This is a genomic window from Mesorhizobium sp. BR1-1-15 (assembly GCF_020165475.1).
Taxonomy (GTDB): Bacteria; Pseudomonadota; Alphaproteobacteria; order Rhizobiales; family Rhizobiaceae; genus Mesorhizobium.
Window position 1 is genome coordinate 1 of record NZ_JAIUIF010000017.1, and the last position, 22,057, is coordinate 22,057.

General features: G+C 63.3%; 21 protein-coding genes and 1 pseudogene. 10 read left to right on the forward strand and 12 right to left on the reverse strand.

Annotated features, from left to right (window positions below):
- The 6 genes from LB541_RS23580 to LB541_RS23605 form a co-directional block, all read right to left on the reverse strand.
- The coding region (locus LB541_RS23580; protein WP_224619732.1) for an E3 binding domain-containing protein at positions 1-845 on the reverse strand (845 nt) is incomplete at its 3' end.
- 3 nt (positions 846-848) lie between these two features.
- Positions 849-1,847, reverse strand: a complete 999-nt coding sequence (locus tag LB541_RS23585) for an alpha-ketoacid dehydrogenase subunit beta (protein ID WP_140558466.1) — start codon at positions 1,845-1,847, stop codon at positions 849-851.
- Positions 1,847-2,875 (reverse strand): thiamine pyrophosphate-dependent dehydrogenase E1 component subunit alpha, encoded by a 1,029-nt coding sequence (locus tag LB541_RS23590; RefSeq protein ID WP_224619735.1) that lies wholly within the window; start codon positions 2,873-2,875, stop codon positions 1,847-1,849. The genes LB541_RS23585 and LB541_RS23590 overlap by 1 nt, the downstream gene beginning before the upstream one ends.
- Before the next feature lie 2 nt (positions 2,876-2,877).
- Positions 2,878-4,206 (reverse strand): NAD(P)H-dependent oxidoreductase, encoded by a 1,329-nt coding sequence (locus LB541_RS23595; RefSeq protein ID WP_140525493.1) that lies wholly within the window; start codon positions 4,204-4,206, stop codon positions 2,878-2,880.
- A 245-nt stretch (positions 4,207-4,451) separates the two neighbouring features.
- A complete protein-coding gene (locus tag LB541_RS23600; protein ID WP_224619737.1) occupies positions 4,452-4,628 on the reverse strand; it encodes a hypothetical protein in 177 nt (58 codons plus the stop codon).
- A 116-nt stretch (positions 4,629-4,744) separates the two neighbouring features.
- Positions 4,745-5,533 carry a 3-hydroxybutyrate dehydrogenase gene (locus tag LB541_RS23605; protein WP_140816207.1) on the reverse strand — a complete coding sequence of 263 codons (789 nt, stop codon included), beginning with the start codon at positions 5,531-5,533 and terminating at the stop codon, positions 4,745-4,747.
- 88 nt (positions 5,534-5,621) lie between these two features.
- Between LB541_RS23605 and LB541_RS23610 the strand changes: the two are divergent.
- Positions 5,622-5,773: pseudogene (locus LB541_RS23610) on the forward strand (acetoacetate decarboxylase family protein); the annotation flags it as partial.
- 29 nt (positions 5,774-5,802) lie between these two features.
- Here the strand turns inward: LB541_RS23610 and LB541_RS23615 are convergent.
- Positions 5,803-6,372: a TetR/AcrR family transcriptional regulator gene (locus tag LB541_RS23615; protein ID WP_140517913.1), complete on the reverse strand. Its 570-nt coding sequence runs from the start codon at positions 6,370-6,372 to the stop codon at positions 5,803-5,805.
- A gap of 145 nt (positions 6,373-6,517) precedes the next feature.
- Between LB541_RS23615 and LB541_RS23620 the strand changes: the two genes are divergently transcribed.
- Both LB541_RS23620 and LB541_RS23625 read left to right on the forward strand, forming a co-directional pair.
- The gene (locus LB541_RS23620) at positions 6,518-7,831 is read left to right on the forward strand and encodes an efflux RND transporter periplasmic adaptor subunit (RefSeq protein ID WP_140525491.1); all 1,314 of its coding nucleotides are present in this window, start codon (positions 6,518-6,520) and stop codon (positions 7,829-7,831) included.
- Complete coding sequence (locus tag LB541_RS23625; RefSeq protein WP_140525490.1) at positions 7,828-10,911, forward strand: efflux RND transporter permease subunit; 3,084 nt, start codon at positions 7,828-7,830, stop codon at positions 10,909-10,911. The genes LB541_RS23620 and LB541_RS23625 overlap by 4 nt, the downstream gene beginning before the upstream one ends.
- Before the next feature lie 153 nt (positions 10,912-11,064).
- Here LB541_RS23625 and LB541_RS23630 read toward each other — a convergent pair whose 3' ends face one another.
- On the reverse strand, positions 11,065-11,529 hold the full coding sequence (locus LB541_RS23630) for a L,D-transpeptidase (protein ID WP_140517911.1): 465 nt from the start codon (positions 11,527-11,529) through the stop codon (positions 11,065-11,067).
- Between the two features lie 213 nt (positions 11,530-11,742).
- Here LB541_RS23630 and LB541_RS23635 point away from each other — a divergent pair, with 213 nt between their 5' ends.
- Positions 11,743-11,934, forward strand: coding sequence for a hypothetical protein (locus tag LB541_RS23635; RefSeq protein ID WP_181165414.1), 192 nt, complete (start codon positions 11,743-11,745; stop codon positions 11,932-11,934).
- A 356-nt stretch (positions 11,935-12,290) separates the two neighbouring features.
- The gene (locus LB541_RS23640; protein ID WP_140500618.1) at positions 12,291-12,458 is read left to right on the forward strand and encodes a hypothetical protein; all 168 of its coding nucleotides are present in this window, start codon (positions 12,291-12,293) and stop codon (positions 12,456-12,458) included.
- A gap of 81 nt (positions 12,459-12,539) precedes the next feature.
- Here the strand turns inward: LB541_RS23640 and LB541_RS23645 are convergent, their stop codons facing one another.
- Positions 12,540-13,241 (reverse strand): response regulator transcription factor, encoded by a 702-nt coding sequence (locus LB541_RS23645; RefSeq protein WP_224619739.1) that lies wholly within the window; start codon positions 13,239-13,241, stop codon positions 12,540-12,542.
- 45 nt (positions 13,242-13,286) lie between these two features.
- Between LB541_RS23645 and LB541_RS23650 the strand changes: the two genes are divergently transcribed.
- Together LB541_RS23650 and LB541_RS23655 are read left to right on the forward strand one after the other, a co-directional pair.
- Positions 13,287-14,060, forward strand: a complete 774-nt coding sequence (locus tag LB541_RS23650) for a response regulator (protein ID WP_181167426.1) — start codon at positions 13,287-13,289, stop codon at positions 14,058-14,060.
- Between the two features lie 160 nt (positions 14,061-14,220).
- Positions 14,221-16,308 (forward strand): sensor histidine kinase, encoded by a 2,088-nt coding sequence (locus tag LB541_RS23655; RefSeq protein WP_181172281.1) that lies wholly within the window; start codon positions 14,221-14,223, stop codon positions 16,306-16,308.
- Positions 16,309-16,438: 130 nt separating this feature from the next.
- On the opposite strand, the gene LB541_RS23660 is transcribed toward LB541_RS23655, so the two are convergent.
- The gene (locus tag LB541_RS23660) at positions 16,439-16,849 is read right to left on the reverse strand and encodes a hypothetical protein (protein ID WP_140517910.1); all 411 of its coding nucleotides are present in this window, start codon (positions 16,847-16,849) and stop codon (positions 16,439-16,441) included.
- Between the two features lie 436 nt (positions 16,850-17,285).
- On the opposite strand from LB541_RS23660, the gene LB541_RS23665 reads away from it, so the two are divergent.
- Positions 17,286-18,488, forward strand: coding sequence for an aromatic ring-hydroxylating oxygenase subunit alpha (locus LB541_RS23665; RefSeq protein ID WP_140500615.1), 1,203 nt, complete (start codon positions 17,286-17,288; stop codon positions 18,486-18,488).
- A 74-nt stretch (positions 18,489-18,562) separates the two neighbouring features.
- On the opposite strand, the gene LB541_RS23670 is transcribed toward LB541_RS23665, so the two are convergent.
- Positions 18,563-19,981, reverse strand: a complete 1,419-nt coding sequence (locus tag LB541_RS23670; RefSeq protein ID WP_140567489.1) for an aminotransferase — start codon at positions 19,979-19,981, stop codon at positions 18,563-18,565.
- A gap of 26 nt (positions 19,982-20,007) precedes the next feature.
- On the reverse strand, positions 20,008-20,253 hold the full coding sequence (locus tag LB541_RS23675) for a hypothetical protein (RefSeq protein ID WP_140567487.1): 246 nt from the start codon (positions 20,251-20,253) through the stop codon (positions 20,008-20,010).
- Between the two features lie 63 nt (positions 20,254-20,316).
- Here LB541_RS23675 and LB541_RS23680 point away from each other — a divergent pair, with 63 nt between their 5' ends.
- Entirely contained in the window at positions 20,317-21,234 is a 918-nt protein-coding gene (locus LB541_RS23680) for an ABC transporter permease (RefSeq protein ID WP_140517906.1), read from the forward strand.
- Positions 21,231-22,055 carry an ABC transporter permease gene (locus LB541_RS23685; RefSeq protein ID WP_140525484.1) on the forward strand — a complete coding sequence of 275 codons (825 nt, stop codon included), beginning with the start codon at positions 21,231-21,233 and terminating at the stop codon, positions 22,053-22,055. The genes LB541_RS23680 and LB541_RS23685 overlap by 4 nt, the downstream gene beginning before the upstream one ends.
- Positions 22,056-22,057 lie beyond the last annotated feature (2 nt).

The following is a 22,057-nucleotide window of genomic DNA, read 5'->3' on the forward strand; positions in this document are numbered from 1 at the left end:
AGCGAAAGCAGCGCATCGAGCTCGCAGTCGAGCGTCAGGTAGAAATGCGGGATGGTGGTCTTGGCCTCGACCAGCCGGCGCGCGATGGTCTTGCGCATGTTGTCGTGCGGGACGAGTTCATAGGAGCCTTCCTCGAACAGGCGCAGCACGTCCCCCTCCCCCTTGAGGGGAGAGTGGCCGGCCGCAGGCCGGTCGGGTGGGGTCGCTTCGACGGGGCTCGGCGCAAAAGCGGTGCCTCCTGAGACGACCCCCTCCGTCCGCTTCGCGGACACCTCCCCCTCGAGGGGGGAGGAGAGTACCGCATCGATATCCGCCTTCACGACGCGGCCATGTGGGCCTGTGCCGGATATGCCGGAGAGATTCAGTCCTGCTTCACGAGCCAATCGACGCGCCAAGGGTGTAGCGCGGGTTTTCCCCTCCCCCTCGAGGGGAGGGTGGCCGGCCAAAGGCCGGTCGGGTGGGGTCGGTTCGACCGGGCTCAGCGCCAGAGTGGTGCTCAAGGACTTGGCGGTGCCTTCTGAGGCAACCCCCTCTGTCGACTTCGTCGACATCTCCCCCTCAAGGGGGGAGATTGGCGCCTTGTCCTGCTTGGCCCCGTAGCTTTCATCATCGGCATAGATCCACGCAACCGGCGCGCCGACGGGGATATCGACGCCTTCCTTGCCGGAGACATCGCGCAGGATGCCGCTGGCCGGCGCGTCGATTTCCATCGCCGCCTTGTCGGTCTCGATCTCGAACAGCACGTCGCCCTTCTTGACCCGGGCGCCTTCCTCGGCGAACCAGCGCGAGATCTGTCCGGTCGCCATGTCCATGTCGACCTTGGGAAGAATGACTTCGGTCGGCATGTCTCAGCGAACCCCTCTCACGAGGTCGCGGGCGGCGGTGATGATGCCGGGAACCTGCGGCACCGTCGCCTTCTCCAGCTCCGGATTGTACGGGATCGGCGTCTCCGCGCCGCCCAGCCGCACGATCGGCGCGTCGAGATAGTCGAACGCCTCGCTCTCGGCGATCATGGCGCTGACCTCGGCGCCGATGCCCAGCGTCTTGACCGCTTCGTAGACGCACATCAGCCGCGACGTCTTCTTGACGCTGTCGATGACGGTCTGCTTGTCCATCGGCCGGATCGTCCTGAGGTCGACGACTTCGACGTCGATGCCTTCCGCTTCCAGCGCGGCCGCGGCGTCGAGCGCCTTCTGCACCATGATCGAGGTGGCGACGATGGTGAGATCGCGCCCTTCGCGGCGGATATCGGCCTTGCCGATCGGCACCGTGTAGTAGCCTTCCGGAACCGGGCCCTTCATCTTGTAGAGCAGCTTGTGCTCGAAGATCATCACCGGATCGGGATCGGCGACGGCAGCCAAAAGCATGCCCTTGGCATCGTGCGGCGTCGCCGGCTGGATGACCTTTAGGCCCGGCACATGGCCGAGCCAGGCCTCCAGGCTCTGGCTGTGCTGCGCGGCGGCACCGGTGCCGGAACCGGCGGGAAAGCGCATCACCACGGGAACGGAAACCTCACCGCCCAGCATGAAGCGCATCTTGGCCGCCTGGTTGACGATCTGCTCCATGGCGAGCGTGGCAAAGTCGGAGAACTGGAACTCGAAGATCGGCCGCATCCCGGTGAGGGCCGCACCCACCGCGACACCCGCGCCGCCCAGTTCCGAGATCGGCGTATCCATCACCCGGTCCGCGCCGTAGCGCTCGACCAGATCGCCGGTCACCTGGAAGGCGCCGCCATAGACGCCGATGTCCTCGCCCATCAGGAAGACGCGTTCGTCCATGTCCATGGCGATCGCCATGGCTTCCTGGATCGCCTGGGCGTAGCTCAGTTCACGCACCATCGCGTCCATCACACCTGCTCCGTATACACGTAATTTCCGGTCTCGCTGACATCAGGCGACGGGCTCGCCTTGGCGAACTCGATGCCGTCGGCGATTTCCTTGGCCACCGCTTCGCGGATCGCCTCGATGCCCTTGTCGTCAATGAACCCGAAGTCGCGCAGCTCGCTTTCGAACAGGGTGATCGGATCGCGGTTCGACATCCAGTCCTCGATCTCCTCCTTGGTGCGATAGCGGTTGCGGTCGCTCTTGGAATGGCCGCGATGGCGGTAGGTCTTGGACTCGATCAGCGTCGGCCCCTCGCCCGCGCGTGCGCGCTCGACGGCCTTGTAGGACGCCTCGGCGACCTCCGAAAAAATGTTGCCGTTGACGATGACGCCGGGCATCGAATAGGCGGCGGCGCGCTCGGCGATGTTCTTGACCGCGGTCGAGCGGGCCGTCGACGTCGACATGCCGTAGCCATTGTTCTCGCACACGAAAATCACCGGCAGCTTCCAGATCGCCGCCATGTTCAGCGCCTCGTGGAAAGCGCCCTCATTGTTGGCGCCGTCGCCGAAGAAGGAGACCACGACCTTGCCGGTCTTCATCATCTTGGAGGAGAGCGCCGCCCCGACGGCGATCGGAATGCCGCCGCCGACGATACCATTGGCGCCCAGATTGCCCTTGGCCACGTCGGCGATGTGCATCGAGCCGCCGCGTCCCTTGCAGTAGCCGGTGGTCTTGCCGAAGAACTCGGCGAACATGCGCTTGACCTCGGCGCCCTTGGCGATGCAGTGGCCGTGGCCGCGATGCGTCGAGGTGATCTGGTCATCCTCGCCGAGCGGCATGCAGATGCCCATGGCGCTGGCTTCCTGCCCGATCGACAGATGCATGGTGCCGTGGATGAGGCCGCGCGTGTAGCTCTCCTCCGCGCCCTCTTCGAAGCGGCGGATGAGGTACATCTTGTAGAGCACCTGTCTGAGCTGCTCGGCGCTGTACTGGCGATAGACGAAGGGCAGGTTGGCGCGGCTGTCCGCGACGGCTTTGCTGGCTGCGGCCATGATCACACCTCCACGGTTCCGTAGACGAGCTTGTCCTGGCGCGCGCGCAGTTCGGCGATCTTGGAGCCGGGAGCCGGGGCGGCATTGGCGTAGGTGATGAGCTCGCCCTTCTTGATCGGCGCCGTCACCGAACCGCCTTGCAGCAGACCGCAGGGAATGGCCCTGGCGGCATGTGCTTCCGGCGCCGTCATGATCCAGGCGCGGTAGCAATATTCGCCGATCGCATCGAGCTTCTCGCCCGGCTTCATGTCCTTCTTGGCCACGGCTGCGACTTCGGCCACCGGCTTTGCCAGCGGCACCATGTCGGCCTTGCCGTAGAGCACGACGCGGGCGCAGGTCAGGGGCACTTCGAGCGAGGTCAGATGGTAGGGCCGATGGAAGGTGAAGTACGGGCCCTTGCCCATCTTCAAATCTTCCATGCGCTCCGAAATGCGCGGATGCGACATGTCGGCGACGACGAACACGCCGGGCGCGACACCCTTGCCGATCGAATAGTCGACGACGCCGACCTTCGACAGCACGCCGCCGTCCTTCTGCGGCACCAGCACCTTGGATAATTCGCCGAGCGTCGCCGCCGGACCATGCATGCCGGCCTTGTCGGGCACCAGCCCGGTGGCGTTGGCGATCGCCGCCATCTCGACCATGGTCTTGGAGCCGTCGACGAACTCGACCAGCATACGCACATTCATGTGCCGGCGCTTGGCTTCCTCTTCATAGTCGGGCGGCGTGGCGTCGATGTTGAGCGGATTGTTCTTGCCCTTGCCGGCGGCGACGATCGGATGGCCCATCGCCGAGACGAATTCGATAAGCTCCATGCAGGAAGACGGCTCGTCGCCGGCGCCCAGCGAATAGGTGACGCCGAGCCGGTCGGCCTCGCTCTTGAGATAGGCGCCGATGGTGACGTCGGCCTCGACATTCATCATCACCAGGTGCTTGCCGTGCTCCATGGCGCGCAAGCCGATCTCGGCGCCGACGGCGGGAACGCCGGTGGCGTCGATGACGACGTCGATCAGGTCATTGTTGATGACCAGGCTGGCGTCGTTGGTGACCGCCACCTTGCCGGCCTCCATGGCGGCCGTCATCGCCGAGGCGTTCGACACTTCGCGCGCATGCCCGGTTTCCTGGAAGGCGATATCCACGGCCTTGCTGGCGGCGGGCAGGTTCAGCTCGGAAATGGCGCCGATCTCGATGCCGGACATATGGGCGACGCGGGTGACGATGTCGGTTCCCATCTCGCCCGAACCGATCAAGCCGATGCGGATTGGCTTGCCCGACTTGGCCCGCACCTCGAGATCACGGGCAAGGCCCGTCAACGAAACATTGGAAGCCATACCGCTCATTCCTCCCGTAATGCTGCTATTCAATCACCTGACGGGTATTGAACATCTGTATTTCTGTCAAGACTAATGTCCAGATTCGTAGCACTTTTGTACCCTTTCCAGCATCACGAGCAAGGTGGGAAAACCGGCAAATCCGACAACCAAACGCTCGCGACGGTTCGACGCATTCGGGCCCGGAAAAACTTCAACCGTGAGCGCGCTTGATGGCGAGAGAAGGGGCGCCCCCTGCTTAAGTGCTAGCCAACCGGAAAATCGTGGAAATGGATGATGGTGCTGACCGGAATGCCGCGCCATTTGCCGGCGATCAGCCGGTGGACACGTCCGGCGAAGATGTGACGGACACTGCCATGGCGTTGGAATAGCTCTTGAAGGGCATCGGCGTCGGTTAGCGTGACCTCGTCGAGCACCGGCATGTGGATGCCGAACGGCGGGTGGTGCATAAACAGGAGGACCGACCGGTCCGGTGCCTCTTGCAACCGCTTGCCGGCGCCTGCGGCATCAGCCGGGAACAGAACGCCTCGCCTGGGCTTTACTGTGCCGTCCAGCCGCCGTCCATCGGCAAGGTCGTGCCGGTGATCTGCCTGGCTGAATCCGAGCACAGGAACAGCGCCAGGGCGGCAAGGTCCTCGACGGCGACGAATTCCTTTGTCGGCTGTGCGGCCAGAAGCACATCGCGCTTGACCTGTTCCTCGGTCATGCCGCGCGCCTTCATGGTGTCGGGAATCTGCTTCTCGACCAGCGGCGTCCAGACATAGCCGGGCGCGATCGCGTTGACGGTGATGCCGTCCTGCGCGACTTCCAGCGCCACCGTTTTGGTCAGGCCTGATATGCCGTGCTTGGCCGAGACATAGGCGGATTTGAACGGCGAGGCGACGAGCGCATGCGCCGAAGCCGTGTTGATGATGCGGCCCCATTTGCGGCTCTTCATGCCAGGCAGCGCCGCTTTTATCGCGTAGAAGGCCGACACGAGGTTGATGCGGATGATCGCTTCCCATTTGTCGTCCGGGAATTCCTCGATCGGCGCGACATGCTGGATGCCGGCGTTGTTGACCAGGATGTCGAGGCTGCCGAACGCCTCTTCCGCCTCATGCACCATGGCGCTGACCGCCGCGCCGTCCATCATGTTGGCGTCGGAGTAGCGGCATTTGACACCGAAATCCTTCTCGATGCCGGCGCGCTCCTGCTCGATGGTCGTGGCGTCGCCCAGGCCGTTGATGGTGAGATTGGCGCCTTCGGCGGCGAAGGCGCGGGCGATGGCCAGGCCGATGCCGCTGGTCGAGCCGGTGACGAGCGCATTCTTCGAAGACAGGGAACCCATGGGTGATCTCGATATGGTGGGAGGGAACACGAAAGATAGGGCGCGGTCTTGTGCGCCGCAACATGACGATGCCACAGCCATATATCCGCGCATGCCCGACTCGACCGGCTTCGGCGACTACACCGAGACCGGTCACGTCATTCCGGTGCGCTACAAGGCCAGCATGGCGACTATGTCCACTCGATGTACCTCGACGACGCGCCGATCACCGGCGCGAGCGCGGTTTTTCCTCCGGAATTGCCTGGAAACCGAACCGCCCTGATGGTCCGTCAGGGTCGCTTGGCCCGGGCAGGGCCAACATCGGGCGACCCGGCGATTTCCAGCAGCGACGACACCAGCAATTGCCGCTCGTCTGGGGAAAGCACGTCCGCGTCGAACAGGTTCATGCTGCGCAGGCCCTCGATGGCGAGATAGCAGACCAGCAGCGACTTGAGATCCGGCGTCTCGCTCTTCAGTCGTTGGAAGAGTTGTCGCTTGAACGTCTTTATCGGCGACATGAAGTCCGGATCCTCGGCGATCGCCGAAAATATCCACGACGCCGATGGCTGCTTGTCCTCGCAATCCTTGGCCGAAAGCCTGATGTAGACGGCGAGCGGATTTGCGCCATTGTCGTTGCTGCTGGCGGTCTCTAGCGCCTGCTCGAATTCGCGCAGATAGCCTTCGACCAGGCCCTGCATCAATTTGGCCTTGGTCGGGAAATTGTAGAGCAGTCCGCCCTTTGATACCCCGGCGCGGCTGGCGACGGCATCCAGGGACAGGCTACCGGGACCGGATTCCCGTGCGACGTCCGCCGCCGCAGCGAGAATCCTCTCGCGCGAGTTCGTTCGTTGGGCTTTCATGGCGCCTCCCATCGCAAGCTTAGGCCCAATTGACAAGACCGTCCAGACGGTACAGTAAGACCGCGGTCATTTGAAATCGGGGCCCGCAGTCGATATGTGTCCCGATATCCGCGCTTCGCGCCGGATTTCGACTGAGGGGACTTCCTTGTTCAAGCGCATACTCCGTTTCGTTATCATCATTCTTGTGTTGGCCGTGCTCGTCATCGTGGTCGGCGGCATCGTCGGGTTCAATTTCCTGCGTGACAACGGCATCAAGCAATATTTCGCCACGATGAAGCCGCCAGCGGCAACCGTGTCGACAACCATCGTCAAGCCGTCGAACTGGACGCCGGGCATCGAGGCGATCGGCACGGTCCGCGCCGTGCGCGGTGTCGACCTGACGGTTGAGACCGCCGGCATCGTCAAGGAGATCCCCTTCCATGCCAACGAGAAAGTGGCGGCCAATGCGGTGCTGCTGCAGCTCGACGACGCCGTAGAGCGTGCCGATCTCGCGGCACAGAAGGCGCAGGCGGCGCTCGATCAGACATCGCTGACCCGTGCACTCGAACTGACCAAGCGCGGTGTCGGCTCGGACTCGACCTTGGACACCGCACGTGCGGCCGCGTCCGCCTCGGCATCCCAGGTCAACAGGCTTCAGGCAGTGCTCGACCAGAAGCAGCTGACGGCGCCCTTTGCTGGAACCGTCGGCATCCCGAAGATCGATCTAGGCCAATATCTGGCGCCCGGCACCGCCGTGGTGACGCTGCAGGATCTCGACACGATGCGGGTCGACTTCACGGTTCCCGAACAGCAACTGCCGCTGCTCAAGATCGGGCAGACGGTTCGGCTGGGCCTCAGCGGCGGCGACATGCCTTTTGCCGGGACCATTCGCGGTATCGATCCCAAGATCGACCCCTCCAGCCGGCTGGTGAACATCCGGGCGGAAGTCGCCAATCCCGAAGGCAAGCTGACCCCCGGCCAGTTCGTGCAAGTGCGTGTCGAACTGCCCGAGGAGCAGAATGTGCTGGCGCTGCCGCAGACGGCGCTGACCACGAGCCTCTATGGCGACTACATATTCGTGGTGCACCCGGCAAAGCCCGCCGAGGCGCAGCCGACCAAGCCGGAGACAAACCCCGCCGCGGCGGCGACCGACAAGCCGGCGGACGCCAAGCCCGCGGCCGATGCCAAACCGGCCGAAGCCGCGAAGCCTGCCGCCGATGCGGCAAAACCAGCGGACAAGGCCGCCGCCGATCAGGCCAAGCCGGCCGCGGGGGGCGAGCAGCCTGCCCTGGTCCTGTCGCAGGTATTCGTCAAGCCCGGCCGCCGCAACGAGGGCATGGTCGAGATCGTCGAAGGCCTCAAGGCGGGCGATGAGGTTGTCACGGCAGGTCAGAATCGCCTCTTCAACGGCATGTCCGTCAACGTCGACAACACCATCGACCCAACCAAATCGGCGAACAAGCAGGCCGACCAGCAATGAGCGTTTCCGATCTCTTCATTCGCCGGCCCGTCCTCTCCACGGTCCTTGCATGCATGATCCTGCTCCTGGGTTTCCAGGGCATATTCAGCCTGTCGATCCGCCAGTATCCGAAGGTTGACGAAACCGCGATCACCATCACGACGGCCTATCCGGGCGCCAGCGCCGACCTGATCCAGGGCTTCATTTCCGCTCCGATCGCGCGCGCCGTCGCCTCGACCGAGAACATCGATTACGTCACGTCGTCGAGCCGACCGTCCTCCAGCACCGTGACTGTGCAGATGAAGCTCGGCTCCAACCCGGACGTCGCGCTGACCGAAGTGCTGTCCAAGGTCCAGGGCGTGCGCGGCACCTTGCCGGACGCCTCCAAGGATCCCGTCATCGTCAAGGGCACGGGCCAGCAATTCGCGATGATGTACATCTCGATGCAGAACCCGAACATGACCAAGGAGCAGCTGACCGAGTATATCGAGCGCGTCATCAGGCCCCGCATGTCGACGGTCGAAGGCGTCGCCGACGTGCAGATCTTCGGCGCCCAGGAATATTCGATGCGGGTCTGGATCGATCCGGTCAGGCTCGCCGCGCGCGGTGTGACCGCATCGGAAGTGCTGACGGCGATCAACAACTCCAACTTCCTGTCGGCGCCCGGCAACACCGAGAACGAATATGTCGTCTCCTCGATCACCGTGCGCTCGACGCTCCAGACGCCGGAAGCCTTCGCCGAACTGCCGCTGCGCTCGACCGACGGCAATGTGGTGCGGCTGCGCGATGTCGCCCGCGTCGAACTGGGCGCCGAGAATACCGACACCAGGGTTTCCTTCAACGGCAAGCCAGGCACCTTCCTCGCCATCTTCCCGACCCCGGCTGCCAATCCCCTGACCACGGCGGCGGCGCTCACCAAGCTGGTGCCTCAAATCCAGGAGACGTTGCCGAAAGGCATGACGATCGAGATCGTCTACGACGCGACCGGGCAGATCAGCGCCTCGATCGACGAAGTGTTCAAGACCATCGGCGAGGCCGTTGCCATCGTCGTCGTCGTTATCCTTCTGTTCCTTGGCTCTTTCCGTTCGGTGATGATGCCCATCGTCACCATCCCGCTGTCGCTGATCGGCGTCTGCTTCCTGTTGTTCGCGGTGGGCTATTCGATCAACCTTCTGTCCCTGCTCGCCATGGTTCTGGCGATCGGCCTCGTCGTCGACGACGCCATCGTGGTGGTGGAGAATATCCACCGCCACATGGAAGAAGACCACATGTCGCCGATGCAGGCGGCCTTCAACGGCATGCGCGAGATCGCCACTGCCATCGTCGCCATGACCATGACGCTGGCCGCGGTGTTCGCGCCATTGGCCTTCACCGGCGGCCTGACCGGCGCGCTGTTCCGCGAATTCGCCGTCACGCTCGCCGGCTCGGTGGTGCTGTCGGGCGTGATCGCCATCACCATCACGCCAATGATGTCGGCGCGCCTGCTGAAGTCCGGCACGCCAGGCCGTTTCCAGCGCATTGTCGACGGCACTTTCGCGCGGGTCGAGCACGTCTATGAGCGGGCCGTCACGGGGTCGCTCAACTATCGCCCGCTGACGCTGATCATCGTGCTGGCGCTTGTCGGGGTGACCGGCTTCATGTTCACCAAGACCTCAACCGAACTGGCGCCGGAAGAAGACCAGGGCTTCCTGCTCTCGCTTGTAACGGCGCCGCGTTACGCGACATCCGACTACACCGAAACTTACGTCAACCAGATGCTCGGTCTGGTGAAGGATATTCCCGAAACGCGGGCGCAGTTCTCGGCCGTCGCGTTCGGCGGCACGACGAACAGTGCGTTCGTCGGTTTCGCCTTCAAGGACTGGGCGGAGCGCAAGCGCAACTCGAAGGAGCTGCAGGCCGACATCACAGCCCGTCTCGCCAAGGTGGCGGGCGTCCAGGCCTTCGTCTTTGCGCCACCGACGCTGCCGGGCTCCGGCGGCGGCCTGCCCATCGCCCTGGTGGTGCGATCGACCGGCGACTCCTCGGAAGTGTACGACGTGGCCGAGAAGATCAAGAACAAGGCACAGGCCTCCGGCCGCTTCATCGTCGTGCAGAATTCGATGGCCTATGACGCGCCGCAGGTGACGGTGACCATCGATCGCGACCGCGCCGCGGCGCTGAACCTGCCGATCGCCGATATCGGCCGGACCCTGACGCTGCTGGTCGGCGGCGCCGAAGTGGCGCAGTTCGACCGCGACTCCAACAGCTACGACATCATCCCGCAGGTGCCGAAAGAATTCCGCGACAATCCCGAAAAACTCGGCGAGTACTTCGTGCGCAGCGTAACGGGCGAGATGGTGCCGCTGTCGGCGGTGGTGAAGATCTCGACCAATGCGTCGCCGGCCGCGATCGAGCAGTTCAACCAGCTGAATTCGTCGACGATCTCGGCGCTGCCGCTGCCCGGCGTCACCACTGGCGATGGATTGAAAGTCCTCGAGGACATAGCCAGGGAGAGCCTGCCCGACACCTTCTTCATCGACTATTCGGGCCAGTCCAGGCAGGAGAAGGAACAGGGCAACACGATCCTGATCGCTTTCGGGGCGGCCGTCATCGTCATCTATCTGGTGCTGGCGGCGCAGTTCGAAAGCTTCCGTGATCCGCTGATCATCATGATGGCGGTGCCGCTGTCGATCTTCGGCGCCATCGTGCCGCTCAATCTGGGCCTCGGCACACTCAACATCTACACGCAGGTCGGACTGATCACGCTGATCGGCCTGATCACCAAGCACGGCATCCTGCTGGTCGAGTTCGCCAACCAGCAGCGCGAGATCCACGGTATGCGGCGACGCGACGCCATCATCGCTTCGGCCAAGGTGCGGCTGCGGCCTATCCTGATGACGACGGCGGCGATGGCGCTTGGCGTGGTGCCGCTGATCACGTCCAGCGGCGCCGGCGCCGCTGCCCGCTATTCGATGGGCCTGGTCATTTTCACCGGCATCCTGGTAGGCACCATGTTCACGCTCTTCGTCGTGCCCATGTTCTATACCTTCATTGCCAGCAAGGACTTGCCCCAGCTGGCCGAGAAGCCGGATCCCAAATTGATGCCGGCATTGCCGAGCTGATGGAAACGGCATTGCCGAACTAACAAAAACTAACAAAGAAAGAGGCCGGAAACGTCCCGGCCTCTTTTTTGGCTGTGCTCGATTACCGCGGGAAAATGTTCCGGCGGGAGCCCTGAACGGATATGGCTGCTGTGCCGATCCGTTGCCAGCCAGCTACTTGACGATGACGATGCTGGTGTTGGCCGGCCCGAAGGTTTCGACGAGCTGGTAGAAATCGGCGGCATTGTCGGGATGTAGCCGCACGCAACCATGCGAGGCCGGCCGGCCAAGCCGCTTGATGGCATAGGTGGCGTGCACCGCATAGCCGCCGCTGAAGAACACCGAATGCGGCATCGGCGCGTTGTCGTACTTCTTCGAATACCACATTTCATGCATGCGCGTCGGCTTGAACGAGCCGGTCGGCGTCACATGCGCCCTGTCGCCGGTGGAAACCTTCCAGGCGAAGGCCGGGCGGCCGTCGACCGAGACTTCCATGACCTGTTGCGAAAGCGAGACGCGCGCCACGATCTTGTTGGCGGCATGCGCGGTACCCGTGCCGGCGCCGAACAGAAGCGCCGCACCCGTCAGGGCAGCGGCGGCGGTTATGTTGATGAGCTTGGCGGAAATAGCAGTATGCATGATGTCCCTCTCTCTGCCGGGCTGGCCGGCCCCAAATTCGATGAGCGGCTTATCGATGCATCATGTTTCGGAGAGATTTCGTGAAATGCTCGTTTGTGTTTCGAATATGTTTCCTCTGGTTAACGGGCCAAAGTTCCCAAATGGCGGACATTGACGCTGTCACCCTGGACAGGAGTAGGCACATAGGTATCCAGCCCGAAACGAAAGTTCGGATTGGCCAAACTTGAAAGGTTGGAGCCCTATTTCGAAACAGAATCTGCAACAAAGCGCATTTTCGGCGGCATGAAGCGGATACAGGCCGCCGGCAGAGTTGACGTAACGAAAGCAGACGGCAACGACCACGGGAACGAAAACGAACATGCGGTCCTGGTTTCTCGGGATCAGCATCGCAGCAGCAGCCACTAGCGGCGCCGGCACGGTTGCCGACGGTTCCATGGCCCGCCTCGCGGCGATGAGTTCGAGTGAGATCTCAACCCTCTATACCGTTCTGTTTTGTGCCACGGTCTGGATTGTTCCAGCCTGCGCATCGTCCGGCTCAAGGCCCACTGGCGGGTTGGCCTTCAGCTGCTGGCATTGCGCGGCCCCTCCGGCAACTTGCTGCTGAGAGGACCGAAGGCCCGCGCCGTGACGGGGGGCTCCGTAGACGGCGCGGGCACTTCGGGAGTTCCTGAAGTATGCCGAGGCGTCACGCGCCCACCCAAGACGGGCGTTGGTCTTCGGAAAACAAGCTGCCGCAACATGATTTACTGGGGATTGACGCAATGAAAACGAAACTTGCAGCTTCGGTGCTTTCGGCACTGCTCTACGCACAGGGCCTGCTCGGCTTTGCCGGGCTCGCCACCGTGCTCTTGAAAGAGCGCGCGCATGCAGGCGAGTTCGTGGCAGGCAGCGACATGCCGCCGGGGCCATCGCTACTGGTGGTGCGCTGAGCGCAGGGCAATCGGGCCCGAGGTGAAAACCGGTTTGGAAATCCGATGCTCAACCAGAGGAATTGCGTGAGCGCCCAGCCGTCAATCGGCGAATTGCGCCGGCGGATCGAAACGGTAGCCGGCGCCGCGTATGGTGATGATAGCTTCCGTATTGAGCTTGCGGCGCAGCCGCACGATGCGCGAATCGATCGAGCGGTCGAAAGCGTCGACATTCTCGGCCGGCGCCGCCGCGATTATGTCGTCGCGCGTCAGCACCTTGCGGGGACTGGCCAGGAACAGCCGAAGCAGCGCCACCTGGCCGGGCGAAAGCTGCTCCTCCGTGCCCGAGCGGTGCATGACGATGGCCGACCTCAAATCGACGGTCGCGTTCTCCAACACGATCAGTTCCTGGGCGGCCCTGCCCCGCCGCGTCAGCAGGCCGCCGACACGGGCGGCGAGTTCCCTGACATTGAGCGGACTTTCGATGACGTCGGCCGCACCGAGCTCGAGCGCCAGCACCTTGTCGACGAGGTCGCACGGCCGGCAGATCAGGATGAAATCCGGTCCGCCTTCACCGCCCCCGCCTTGGCTGCCATAACGCCTGAGCAGATCACGTCCCTCCGCCTGGCTGAGGCTGTCACCGACGACGACGACGTCGACGCCCTTTCCCGCCAGCATAGATTCCGCTTCCCAGGGCTGGCGCGCCTGACGCACGTCGTGGCCTCGCCGCTCAAGGTGATCGGCGAGTTCGGTCGCCACCACGTCGGCGACGCAGATAAGCCCGATAACGGCGCGTGCAGCCATGTTTTCCAACCATTTCCTGGCAACCCGATATGAGTGCTGGACATCATGTTTATACCCAATCTACTTTCCACCGAAAGTGGGAGCGAGCGCATCGTGCGGGCAAGAATTTTAATTGTCGAGGATGAGCCCGATCTAAGAGAGGCGGTCGCCGAATATCTCGGCGCCGCCGGCTATGACGTGGCGACCGCCGAAACCGCGGCCGCCGCGCGCAGCCTGGTCGAAACGCAATCATTCCACCTCGCCATCCTCGACATCGCCATGCCGGGTGAGGATGGGCTATCGCTCGGCCGCTGGTTGCGCTCGAGACTGCCGATCGGCATCATCTATGCCACCGCCGCCGGCACCGCGCTTGATCGCATCGTCGGACTTGAGCTCGGCGCCGACGACTACATCGTCAAACCCTACGAGCTGCGCGAGGTGCTGGCCAGGGTCCGCAGCGTGCTGCGCCGGGTTCCGCAGCACGCGCCGATGCACGGCCAAAAGGCGAGCGATCCCCGCCGCTCCGTCGCTTTCGGCTCCTTCCAGGCTGATCTCGACGGCAGGCTGGTCACCGGCGCCAACGGCGCGGTGATCGACATGGCCAAGAGCGAGTTCGACGTGCTGGAGGTTTTCCTGACCCGCGCCAACCGGCTGCTGACACGTGCTGCCATTTCCGAAGCGATCGGCCTCACCGAAGATCCGGAATCCTCGCGCGCGGTCGACATTCGCATCATGCGCCTGCGCAAGAAGATAGAAACGGATCCGGCCAGCCCGAAATTCCTGCGCACGGTGCGCGGCGAAGGCTATATCTTCTCGCTGCCGGCCGGCGACGGCCACTAAGTGGGCGCGGGGGATTGCTCCCGCGCCTGTGCTGGTCTGTGGACGGATCCGTCGCAATACTTGTCGCCCAAAAACGCTCTTGGTTTTGGGACAACGCATAAAAACAAGGATTTGAGACGCGGCGCATGAAATCCGCTTGGCACCGCAACAATGGCTGAAAATGACCGCTGAAGCAGCAGGCACGGACATGCAAGACGGCCGGCAAGGCGCGGCGATGGCGGCCGTGCGCGTGGTGCGGCGGCTGCGCGAGGCCGGCGACTGGCAGCGCGAGATGGAAGCCATACTGGAAACGCTTTGCCACGCAATGGACTGCCAGCGCGGCATCCTGTTCCGCCTGCGCGAACTGCCCGGCCAGGGATTTGCCCAGTCGGTGGCCGCCTACTGGATCGATCCCGTGGTCGGTGGCGAGCTGGCCTCGCCGACGGTGATCGTGCAGTCGATCATCAACGCCGATCCGCTGCTGGAACGGCTGCAGGAGGATGAACGGCAGGGCAAGATTTTCGCCGGCCATACGCGCGACCTCGAGGGCTTCCTGAGAGCCGACTTCGAGAAACAGAGCATTAAATCGTTCCTGTCGGTGTCCGTATTCGCGCATGGCCACCTGTGGGGGACGCTGGCGGTCAATGACTGTATCGAGGAGCGCGAATGGACCGATGAGGAAGAAGCGACGCTGCATATCATCGCGCTGGCCATCGGCGACGCGATCGAACGCTCGCCCTCCGACGCCCACGCCAGCGAGGTCATCCGCCGCACCATGCTGCAAGCCTCGCTCGATGCCATCCTCGTCATCGACGAGACCGGCTCGATCGTCGAATTCAATCCGGCCGCCGAGAAGATGTTCGGCTTCCTGCGCAGCGATATCCTCGGCAAGGACCTGCTCGACACCATCGTGCCGATCTATTACCGTAAGGGCTATGCGTCGGGGGCCGAATACATGTCCGGCCGCGGCGCGCCAATGGTCGGACAGCGGCTCGAGACGGTGACCCAGAACGCCGCCGGCGAGATTTTCCCCATCGAACTGACGGCAACCGAGATGCGGGTCGCCGACCGCCGCCTGATCTTCGGCTCCATCCGGGACCTGCGCGACAAGCTGCGCGCCGAGGAGGAGATCAATCGGCAGCGCGAGAAGTTGCACCAGAACGAGAAGATGGCGGCGATGGGTTCGCTGCTTGCGGGCGTCTCGCATGAGCTCAACAACCCGCTGGCCGTGGTTGTCGCCCAGTCGACGCTGCTGCACGAATTCGCCTCCGATCCGCAGACCAAGGTTCGCGCCGAGAAAGTTCGCGCCGCCGCCGAGCGCTGCGGCCGCATCGTCAAGAGCTTCCTGTCGATGGTCCGGCTGCATCCGACCGAGCGGGCCGAGACGGACCTCAACCAGGTGATCCGCGCGGCGCTCGAGGTGACCGCCTACGGCGCGCGCTCGAGCGGCATCATCATCGACACCGATTTCGCGCCTGGCCCGTTGCTGGCCATGGCCGATGCCGATCACGTCACCCAGGTGGCCGCCAATTTCCTCATCAACAGCCAGCATGCGCTGGCAGGCATAGGCGGCGACCGGCTGATCAAGGTGCGGACCTTCCGCAGCGAGCGCGGCGATCCCGGTTTCTCGGTCGAGGACAATGGGCCTGGCGTACCGGAAGCGATCCGGTCCCGCATCTTCGAATCCTATTTCACCACCAAGCCGGTCGGCGTCGGAACCGGCATCGGCCTGTCGATCTCGAAATCGATCATCGAGCGGCACAATGGCAATGTCTGGTTCGAGGAAGTGCTGCCAAGTGGCGCCCGTTTCGTCGTCCAGCTGCCGGCCATTGTAGCCGGCGTCGCCATCGCCGGCGAGGGCCAGCCGCGATCGAGCGGGCTGCGCCACGCCTTGATCATCGATGACGAGCCCGACGTCGCCGGTTCGCTCTCCGACATACTCGAACTGATGGGCATCAAGTCACGGATCGCGCCCCTCTGGGACACGGCCACAGCCATATTGGCTGGCCACATGCCGCCCGACATCGTCTTTTCGGACCTGCGCATGCCTGGAACAAGCGGCATGACCATCTATCGAGAGTTGCTTGCCGAAAGACCGGAACTGGCGCGGCGTTTCGTGCTGGTCACTGGCGACCTGATCGGCGCCAAGGCCGAAATCGAGGCGCTGCCGCCCTTGCAGCGCCCGCAGATCCTGGAGAAACCGTTCAGCACGCTGGATGTGCGCAGCGTCCTGTCCGCCATTGCCGACCAGGTAGTTTCGAAGGGATAGACCGCACCAACCGGTAAAAAAAGCCCCCGGCCGACATGCGGCGGGAGCCGAAGGGAGCGCTGGACGCGCTCGGGGAGCGCCGCGGCACGTTCCAAAGCGGAGCCGCTTCGGAACCATGTTTCAGTCGAACTCAGAAAATATTCGGCGTATTGGTCAGCGGCGCGGCATTGGCGATCATCCGGACCGCACGGGCTTTGTGGGCTCCGGACTGCTCGGCTATGGCCCGCAGGCAATCGGCGCTCTCGGCGCCCCAGGCCTGCCCCTTGCAGGCAAAGTCGATCATCGGCATCGGCAGGCGTGCGGTTCTGGTGGTGGTCATTGCGCCGCCGACGACGTTGGCCGGTGGATTGAGCGAAGCAAAGGCCGGGCCGACCGTCGGCGCGAACGCCATGCCGGCGAAGGCGCAAGCAGCCAGCGCCATGAACATCGCCATGGGGTGGTCGCTGGCGCGCCGGCGCAATGCCAGCTTCGGGCGGCGGCTAACGCGCTCCGGAGCCTGGGACCGGCGGTCATTGCTGGCAATCTGAACTTTCGCATGCATCATCATCCCCTTCGTTGACTTTCTTTTTTTGATAAAACGAACTTAGTCGCGCTCTGTATCAGCGGAAAGCTGGCGTGAATCTGATATTGTAACCGCCTTGAAACGGCCCCGTGGCCAGACCACATCAAGTGGGCATCTCGCGCAGCCGATCCCGGCTCGGCGGACCGGCAAGCGGGCAAGACGTGCGGCGACGCCCCTTTTGTCTCGGCTTCCCTCCTGGCAGGATTTGCTTCGAAAACACGCCGGAACCAAGCTTTGAAACCCGGGCTAACGCCCGGATTCTCCGGGGTTTTCGGGGCGAGCCATTGCATCGGATTGGATTGAAATCGGCGCGCCAACTTTCTTTCGAAAATATGCTTGTTTCCCCAAGCCATTGCATTTCAATGAAAAATATGATTATATTGAACGGATATTCAATAAAAAGAAGAGACGTTTTATGAACCCGCATCTCCGTGACGTGGCCATTCCCAACGATTGGGACCGGCGGGGACTGCCTGGCTGGAGCTACCATTCCGATGCCCTCCTCGAACTCGAGAAGGAGCACGTTTTCCGCAACCACTGGCAGATCGCCGGACATGTCAGCGACATCCCTGACGCCGGCGATTACCTGGCCATGGACGTCGTCGGCGAACGCGCTCTGATCGTGCGCGGCAAGGACGGCGTCGTGCGCGGTTTCAACAATATGTGCCGCCATCGCGGCAGCCGTGTCGTCGCCGACAGCCAGGGCAACTGCAAGAACGCGCTAGTGTGCCCGTTCCACGGCTGGGTCTACAATCTCGACGGCACGTTGCGCGGCGCTGCCCGCCCGCGTTCCTTTCCCGATCTCGACAAGACCGAGTTCGGCCTGATGCCGCTCGATCTGGAGGTCTGGATGGGCTTTATCTTCATTCGCTTCCGCGCTGGCGGCCCGCAGCCCTCCGTCGCCGAGCTGATGAAGCCGATCGAGCCCGAATTCTCGCACTACAAGGCCGCCGACATGGTGCCCTCCTGGGGCATCTGGACCCAGAAAACTCCGGTCAACTGGAAGTCGGTGCGCGACGTCGACAATGAGGGCTATCACGTCGCCATGGCGCACCCGGCTCTGCAGGACCTCTATGGCGCGACCTATTTCGACGAACCCTTCGTCAACGGCGTGTCGCGCTCCTTCGCCAGCTACAACCCGCATGCCGGCCGTCGCTGGAGCGTCAGGAACTACGTCAAGATCGCGCCGGAGCCGGCGCATCTGCCGGACTATCTGAAGAAGGCCTGGGTCTATTATGGCATCTTCCCCAATGCCGTCCTCTCGGTGATGCCGGAATCGGTGCAGTTCTATCAGGAATTCCCGCTTTCGACGGGTGAGACCCTGCTGCGCGGCGCCATCTACCGCTATCGCGACGAAAGCCGCGAGCAGGCTGCGGCCCGCTATCTCTCCTTCCGCATCGACCGCGACACCATGTCGGAGGATGTCCAGCTTTCGGTGTGGTCGAACGAATCCATGCTGTCGGAAGCCTTCGAGGGTTTTTACCTCTCCGACCTCGAATACGGCGTGCGCACCCACCACGACCATCTGCGCAGGCAGATCCCCGTGCTTGGGCTCGAAACGGCGCCGGAGGAGAAGGACATGTGGAACTTGAACGACGCGCTGCGGTCGCGTGGATAGGCGACGCCGATAATTGGCGAAACCATCGGTGAGAGCGCTCCTCTCCCCCTCCTATGCGGGGCGAAGAAAGAACGTCATCCCCGCCACACCCCTTCTTTCCTGAGATCATCCATCGTGCGCGAAATGCCCTCGCGCAAAATGCCGACCATGTCGTCGATCTGCTCGCGCGTGATGACTAGCGGCGGCGACATCACGCACATGTTGATCAGCGGCCGCACCAGCAGGCCGAGCTCGTGGCAATGCGCGTCGATGCGTTTGCCGACATCCTTGTCGAGCTGCAGCGGGTCCTTGCTTTCGCGGTCGGCGACACATTCGACGCAGCCCATCAATCCCAGCCCGCGCACCTCGCCGACCAACGGCAATTCTTCCAGCGTCTTCAGCTGCGCCTGGAAGTAGGGCGCGACCGCTTGCGTATGGGCAAGTACGCCCTGTTCCAGAAGGTCGAGATTCCTGAGCGCCACTGCGCAGCCGACGGGATGGGAGGTGTAGGTCAGGCCATGGCCGAACATCGCGTCGGGATGGTTCGACCGGCGCAGTTCCTCCAGCAGCCGTTCCGATATGATGACGCCGCCGAGCGGGAAATAGCCCGACGTCACGCCCTTGGCGAAGGTGATCATGTCGGGATCGATGCCGAACACATCGCCGGAGGCGAAGACATGGCCCAGCCGTCCAAAGCCCGTCACCACCTCGTCGGAGACATAGAGGATGTCGTTGTCGCGGCAGATCTCGCGGATGCGCTTGAGGTAGCCGTCCGGCGGCACGATAACGCCGCCGGAGGCCTGCACCGGCTCGCCGACGAAAGCGCCGATCCGGTCAGCACCGACTCGCGCGACGGTGTCGCGGAACTGACCGACGAGGAAGTCGGTGAAATCAGCCATGCTCATGCCCTGCGGACGACGGAACGGATCGGGCGAGGACAGCTTGATCACCAGCTCGTCGGCGCCGTCCATCCAGTCGCGGTCACGCGGGCGGCCATTGAGCGAGGCCGACAGATAGGTCGAGCCGTGATAGGCGCCGCCGCGCGACAGGATCAGCTTCTTCTCCGGCCGGCCCCGCACATTGTTGTAGAACTGCATGAAGCGCAGCGCCGTCTCCACCGCCGAGGAGCCGCCTGTGGTGTAGAAGACGTGGCTGAGATCGCCGGGCGCATGACCTGCTATGCGACCGGCAAGTTCCGCCGACGGCGCGTTCATCGTGTACCACGGCGTGTTGTAGGACAGTGCCATCGCCTGGTCGTACATCACCCTGGCGAGCTCCTCGCGCCGATGGCCGACATTGACGCACCACATGCCGGCCGGCCCGTCGATCAACCGCTTGCCGGTGCCGTCGGTGATGTAGATGCCGTCGCCTTCGCCGATCAGCGCGCGCGCTTCCGCGCCGACCGAACCGGCATACGGCCAAGGCTGGACGAGATGGCGCCTGGCCAACTCGACGGCATCGGCAGCTCCGGCTCCGGCCATTTCGCTCGCCTTCAGGTCCCTCGCAGCCGCCATTGTCGTCTCCACATCACTTGTCGAATTCAGGATTTCGAAATTTGGCCGGCAATGCCGGAAATTTCCGGCATACTCCCCACAATTTTGAATGTCCGTTCAATCAATATCTCAGAAATAGCGCTTGATTTCAATCCGCGGATGCGGGCATGATGAAAGAAAGCCGGCAAGCTCGGAGCGCGATCAGCAAAACTGGTCACCGGTTTTGCGTTCGATCGCGCTCCAAAACAAAATTGGGAACAAACAGCCGGCGCCAGTCCAACGGGATACCGCATGGCGGGACGCTCCAGGCCAGCAACCGAGATCACAGCCGGAGCCCTGCCCCCCGGAGTCTGGCAATGACGGCGGCGGTGGAAGGGTCGCCCCCGTTGCGCATGACGCGGGCCAGACGAAATGCCCTTCTGCAATCCGAACCCGTGCAGGGCTTTGCCCTGATCAGCCCAACCTTTCTCTACGCGCTCATCCTCCTGGTCCTGCCGATCCTGGTGGTCATCGCCCACTCCTTCTGGACGCAGAACTATCTGACCATCGACCGCACCTTCACGCTGGAAAACTACCGCGTCGCCCTGACCGAGCCGATCTATCGCGATCTGTTGTGGCGCTCGCTGTATATCTCGCTGACGGTCAGCTTCTTCACCGTCGTCCTGGCTTATCCGATCGCCTATTTCATTTCCTTCCACGGCGGCCGCCACAAGAGCCTGTGGCTGTTCCTCATCACCATCCCGTTCTGGACCAGCTATCTCCTGCGCGTGATGTCGTGGAAGGTCATTCTCGGCTATAACGGCGTCTTGAACTCCGGGCTGATCGGCCTCGGCATCATCAACGAGCCGTCGACGGCGCTGCTCTACAATTCGAGCGCCGTCATCATCACGCTGACCCACGCCTGGGCGGCCTTCGCCATCCTGCCGATCTTCGTCTCGCTGGAGAAGATCGACCGGACCCTGGTGGAGGCGGCTACGGATCTCGGCGATGGTCCCTTTCGTTCGTTCCTTCGCGTGACTTTGCCGCTGTCGGCGCCAGGCATCATCTCGGCGGCGCTGATCGTGATGATCCCGACGGTCGGCGACTATGTCACCCCCAAACTCGTCGGCGGCAAGGACGGCGTCATGATCGCCAACGCCATCCAGGCGCAGTTCGGCAAGGCCTCGAACTGGCCGCTGGGCGCCGCCCTTTCCGTCACCACCATGCTGGTCGTGACGTTGATGGCCGGCGCCACGGTGCTGGTCATCCGTGCCGCCCAGAGGCTTGCGCGATGAGCGCGGCGCGACGTCTGCTGCCGGGCGGCTGGCTGTCGGCCTACGCCTTCCTCTATGTCGGCTTCCTTTATCTGCCCGTGATCTTCCTGCCGATCTTTTCGATCAACACTGCGGCCACACCGAAATTCCCGCTGACCGGCTACACCCTCAAATGGTACGAGGACCTGCCCAACACGCCGGCGCTGCTCGACGCCACCTGGAACAGCCTGATCGTCGGCGTCTCGGCGTCCGTCCTTTCGACGGTTCTCGGCATCCTCGCTGCCCGCTCGATCACCCGCTACCGCTATCCCGGCCGGCGGGCCATCAACGGTCTGATCATGGCGCCGCTCGTGCTGCCGGAAGTCATCGTCGCCATCTCGATGCTGCTGGTGATGCTGCAGCTCGGCTTGAGCCTCTCTCTGTTTACCGTCGTGCTCGGCCATGTCCTGGTCTGCATCCCCTATTCGATGACGGTGCTGACCTCCGGCTTCGAGGGTTTCGATCGCAGCCTCGAGGAGGCCTCGGCCGACCTCGGCGAGAGCGCCTTCGGCACCTTCCGGCGGGTGACGCTGCCGATGGTGGCGCCGGCAATCATCTCCAGCCTGCTGGTCTGCTTCACCATTTCGCTGGACGAGTTCATCATCGCCTTCTTCCTGACCGGTACCGAGGCGACGCTGCCGATCTATATCTGGGGCCAGTTGCGCTTCGCGGCGAAACTGCCGGGCGTGCTCGCGCTCGGCACGCTGCTGCTGGTCGCCTCCTTCCTGCTGATGACCGTCGCCGAAATCCTGCGCCGCCGCGCCGCCAGACGCACCCAGAACGAGGGAGGGCTTTATGCCTGAGC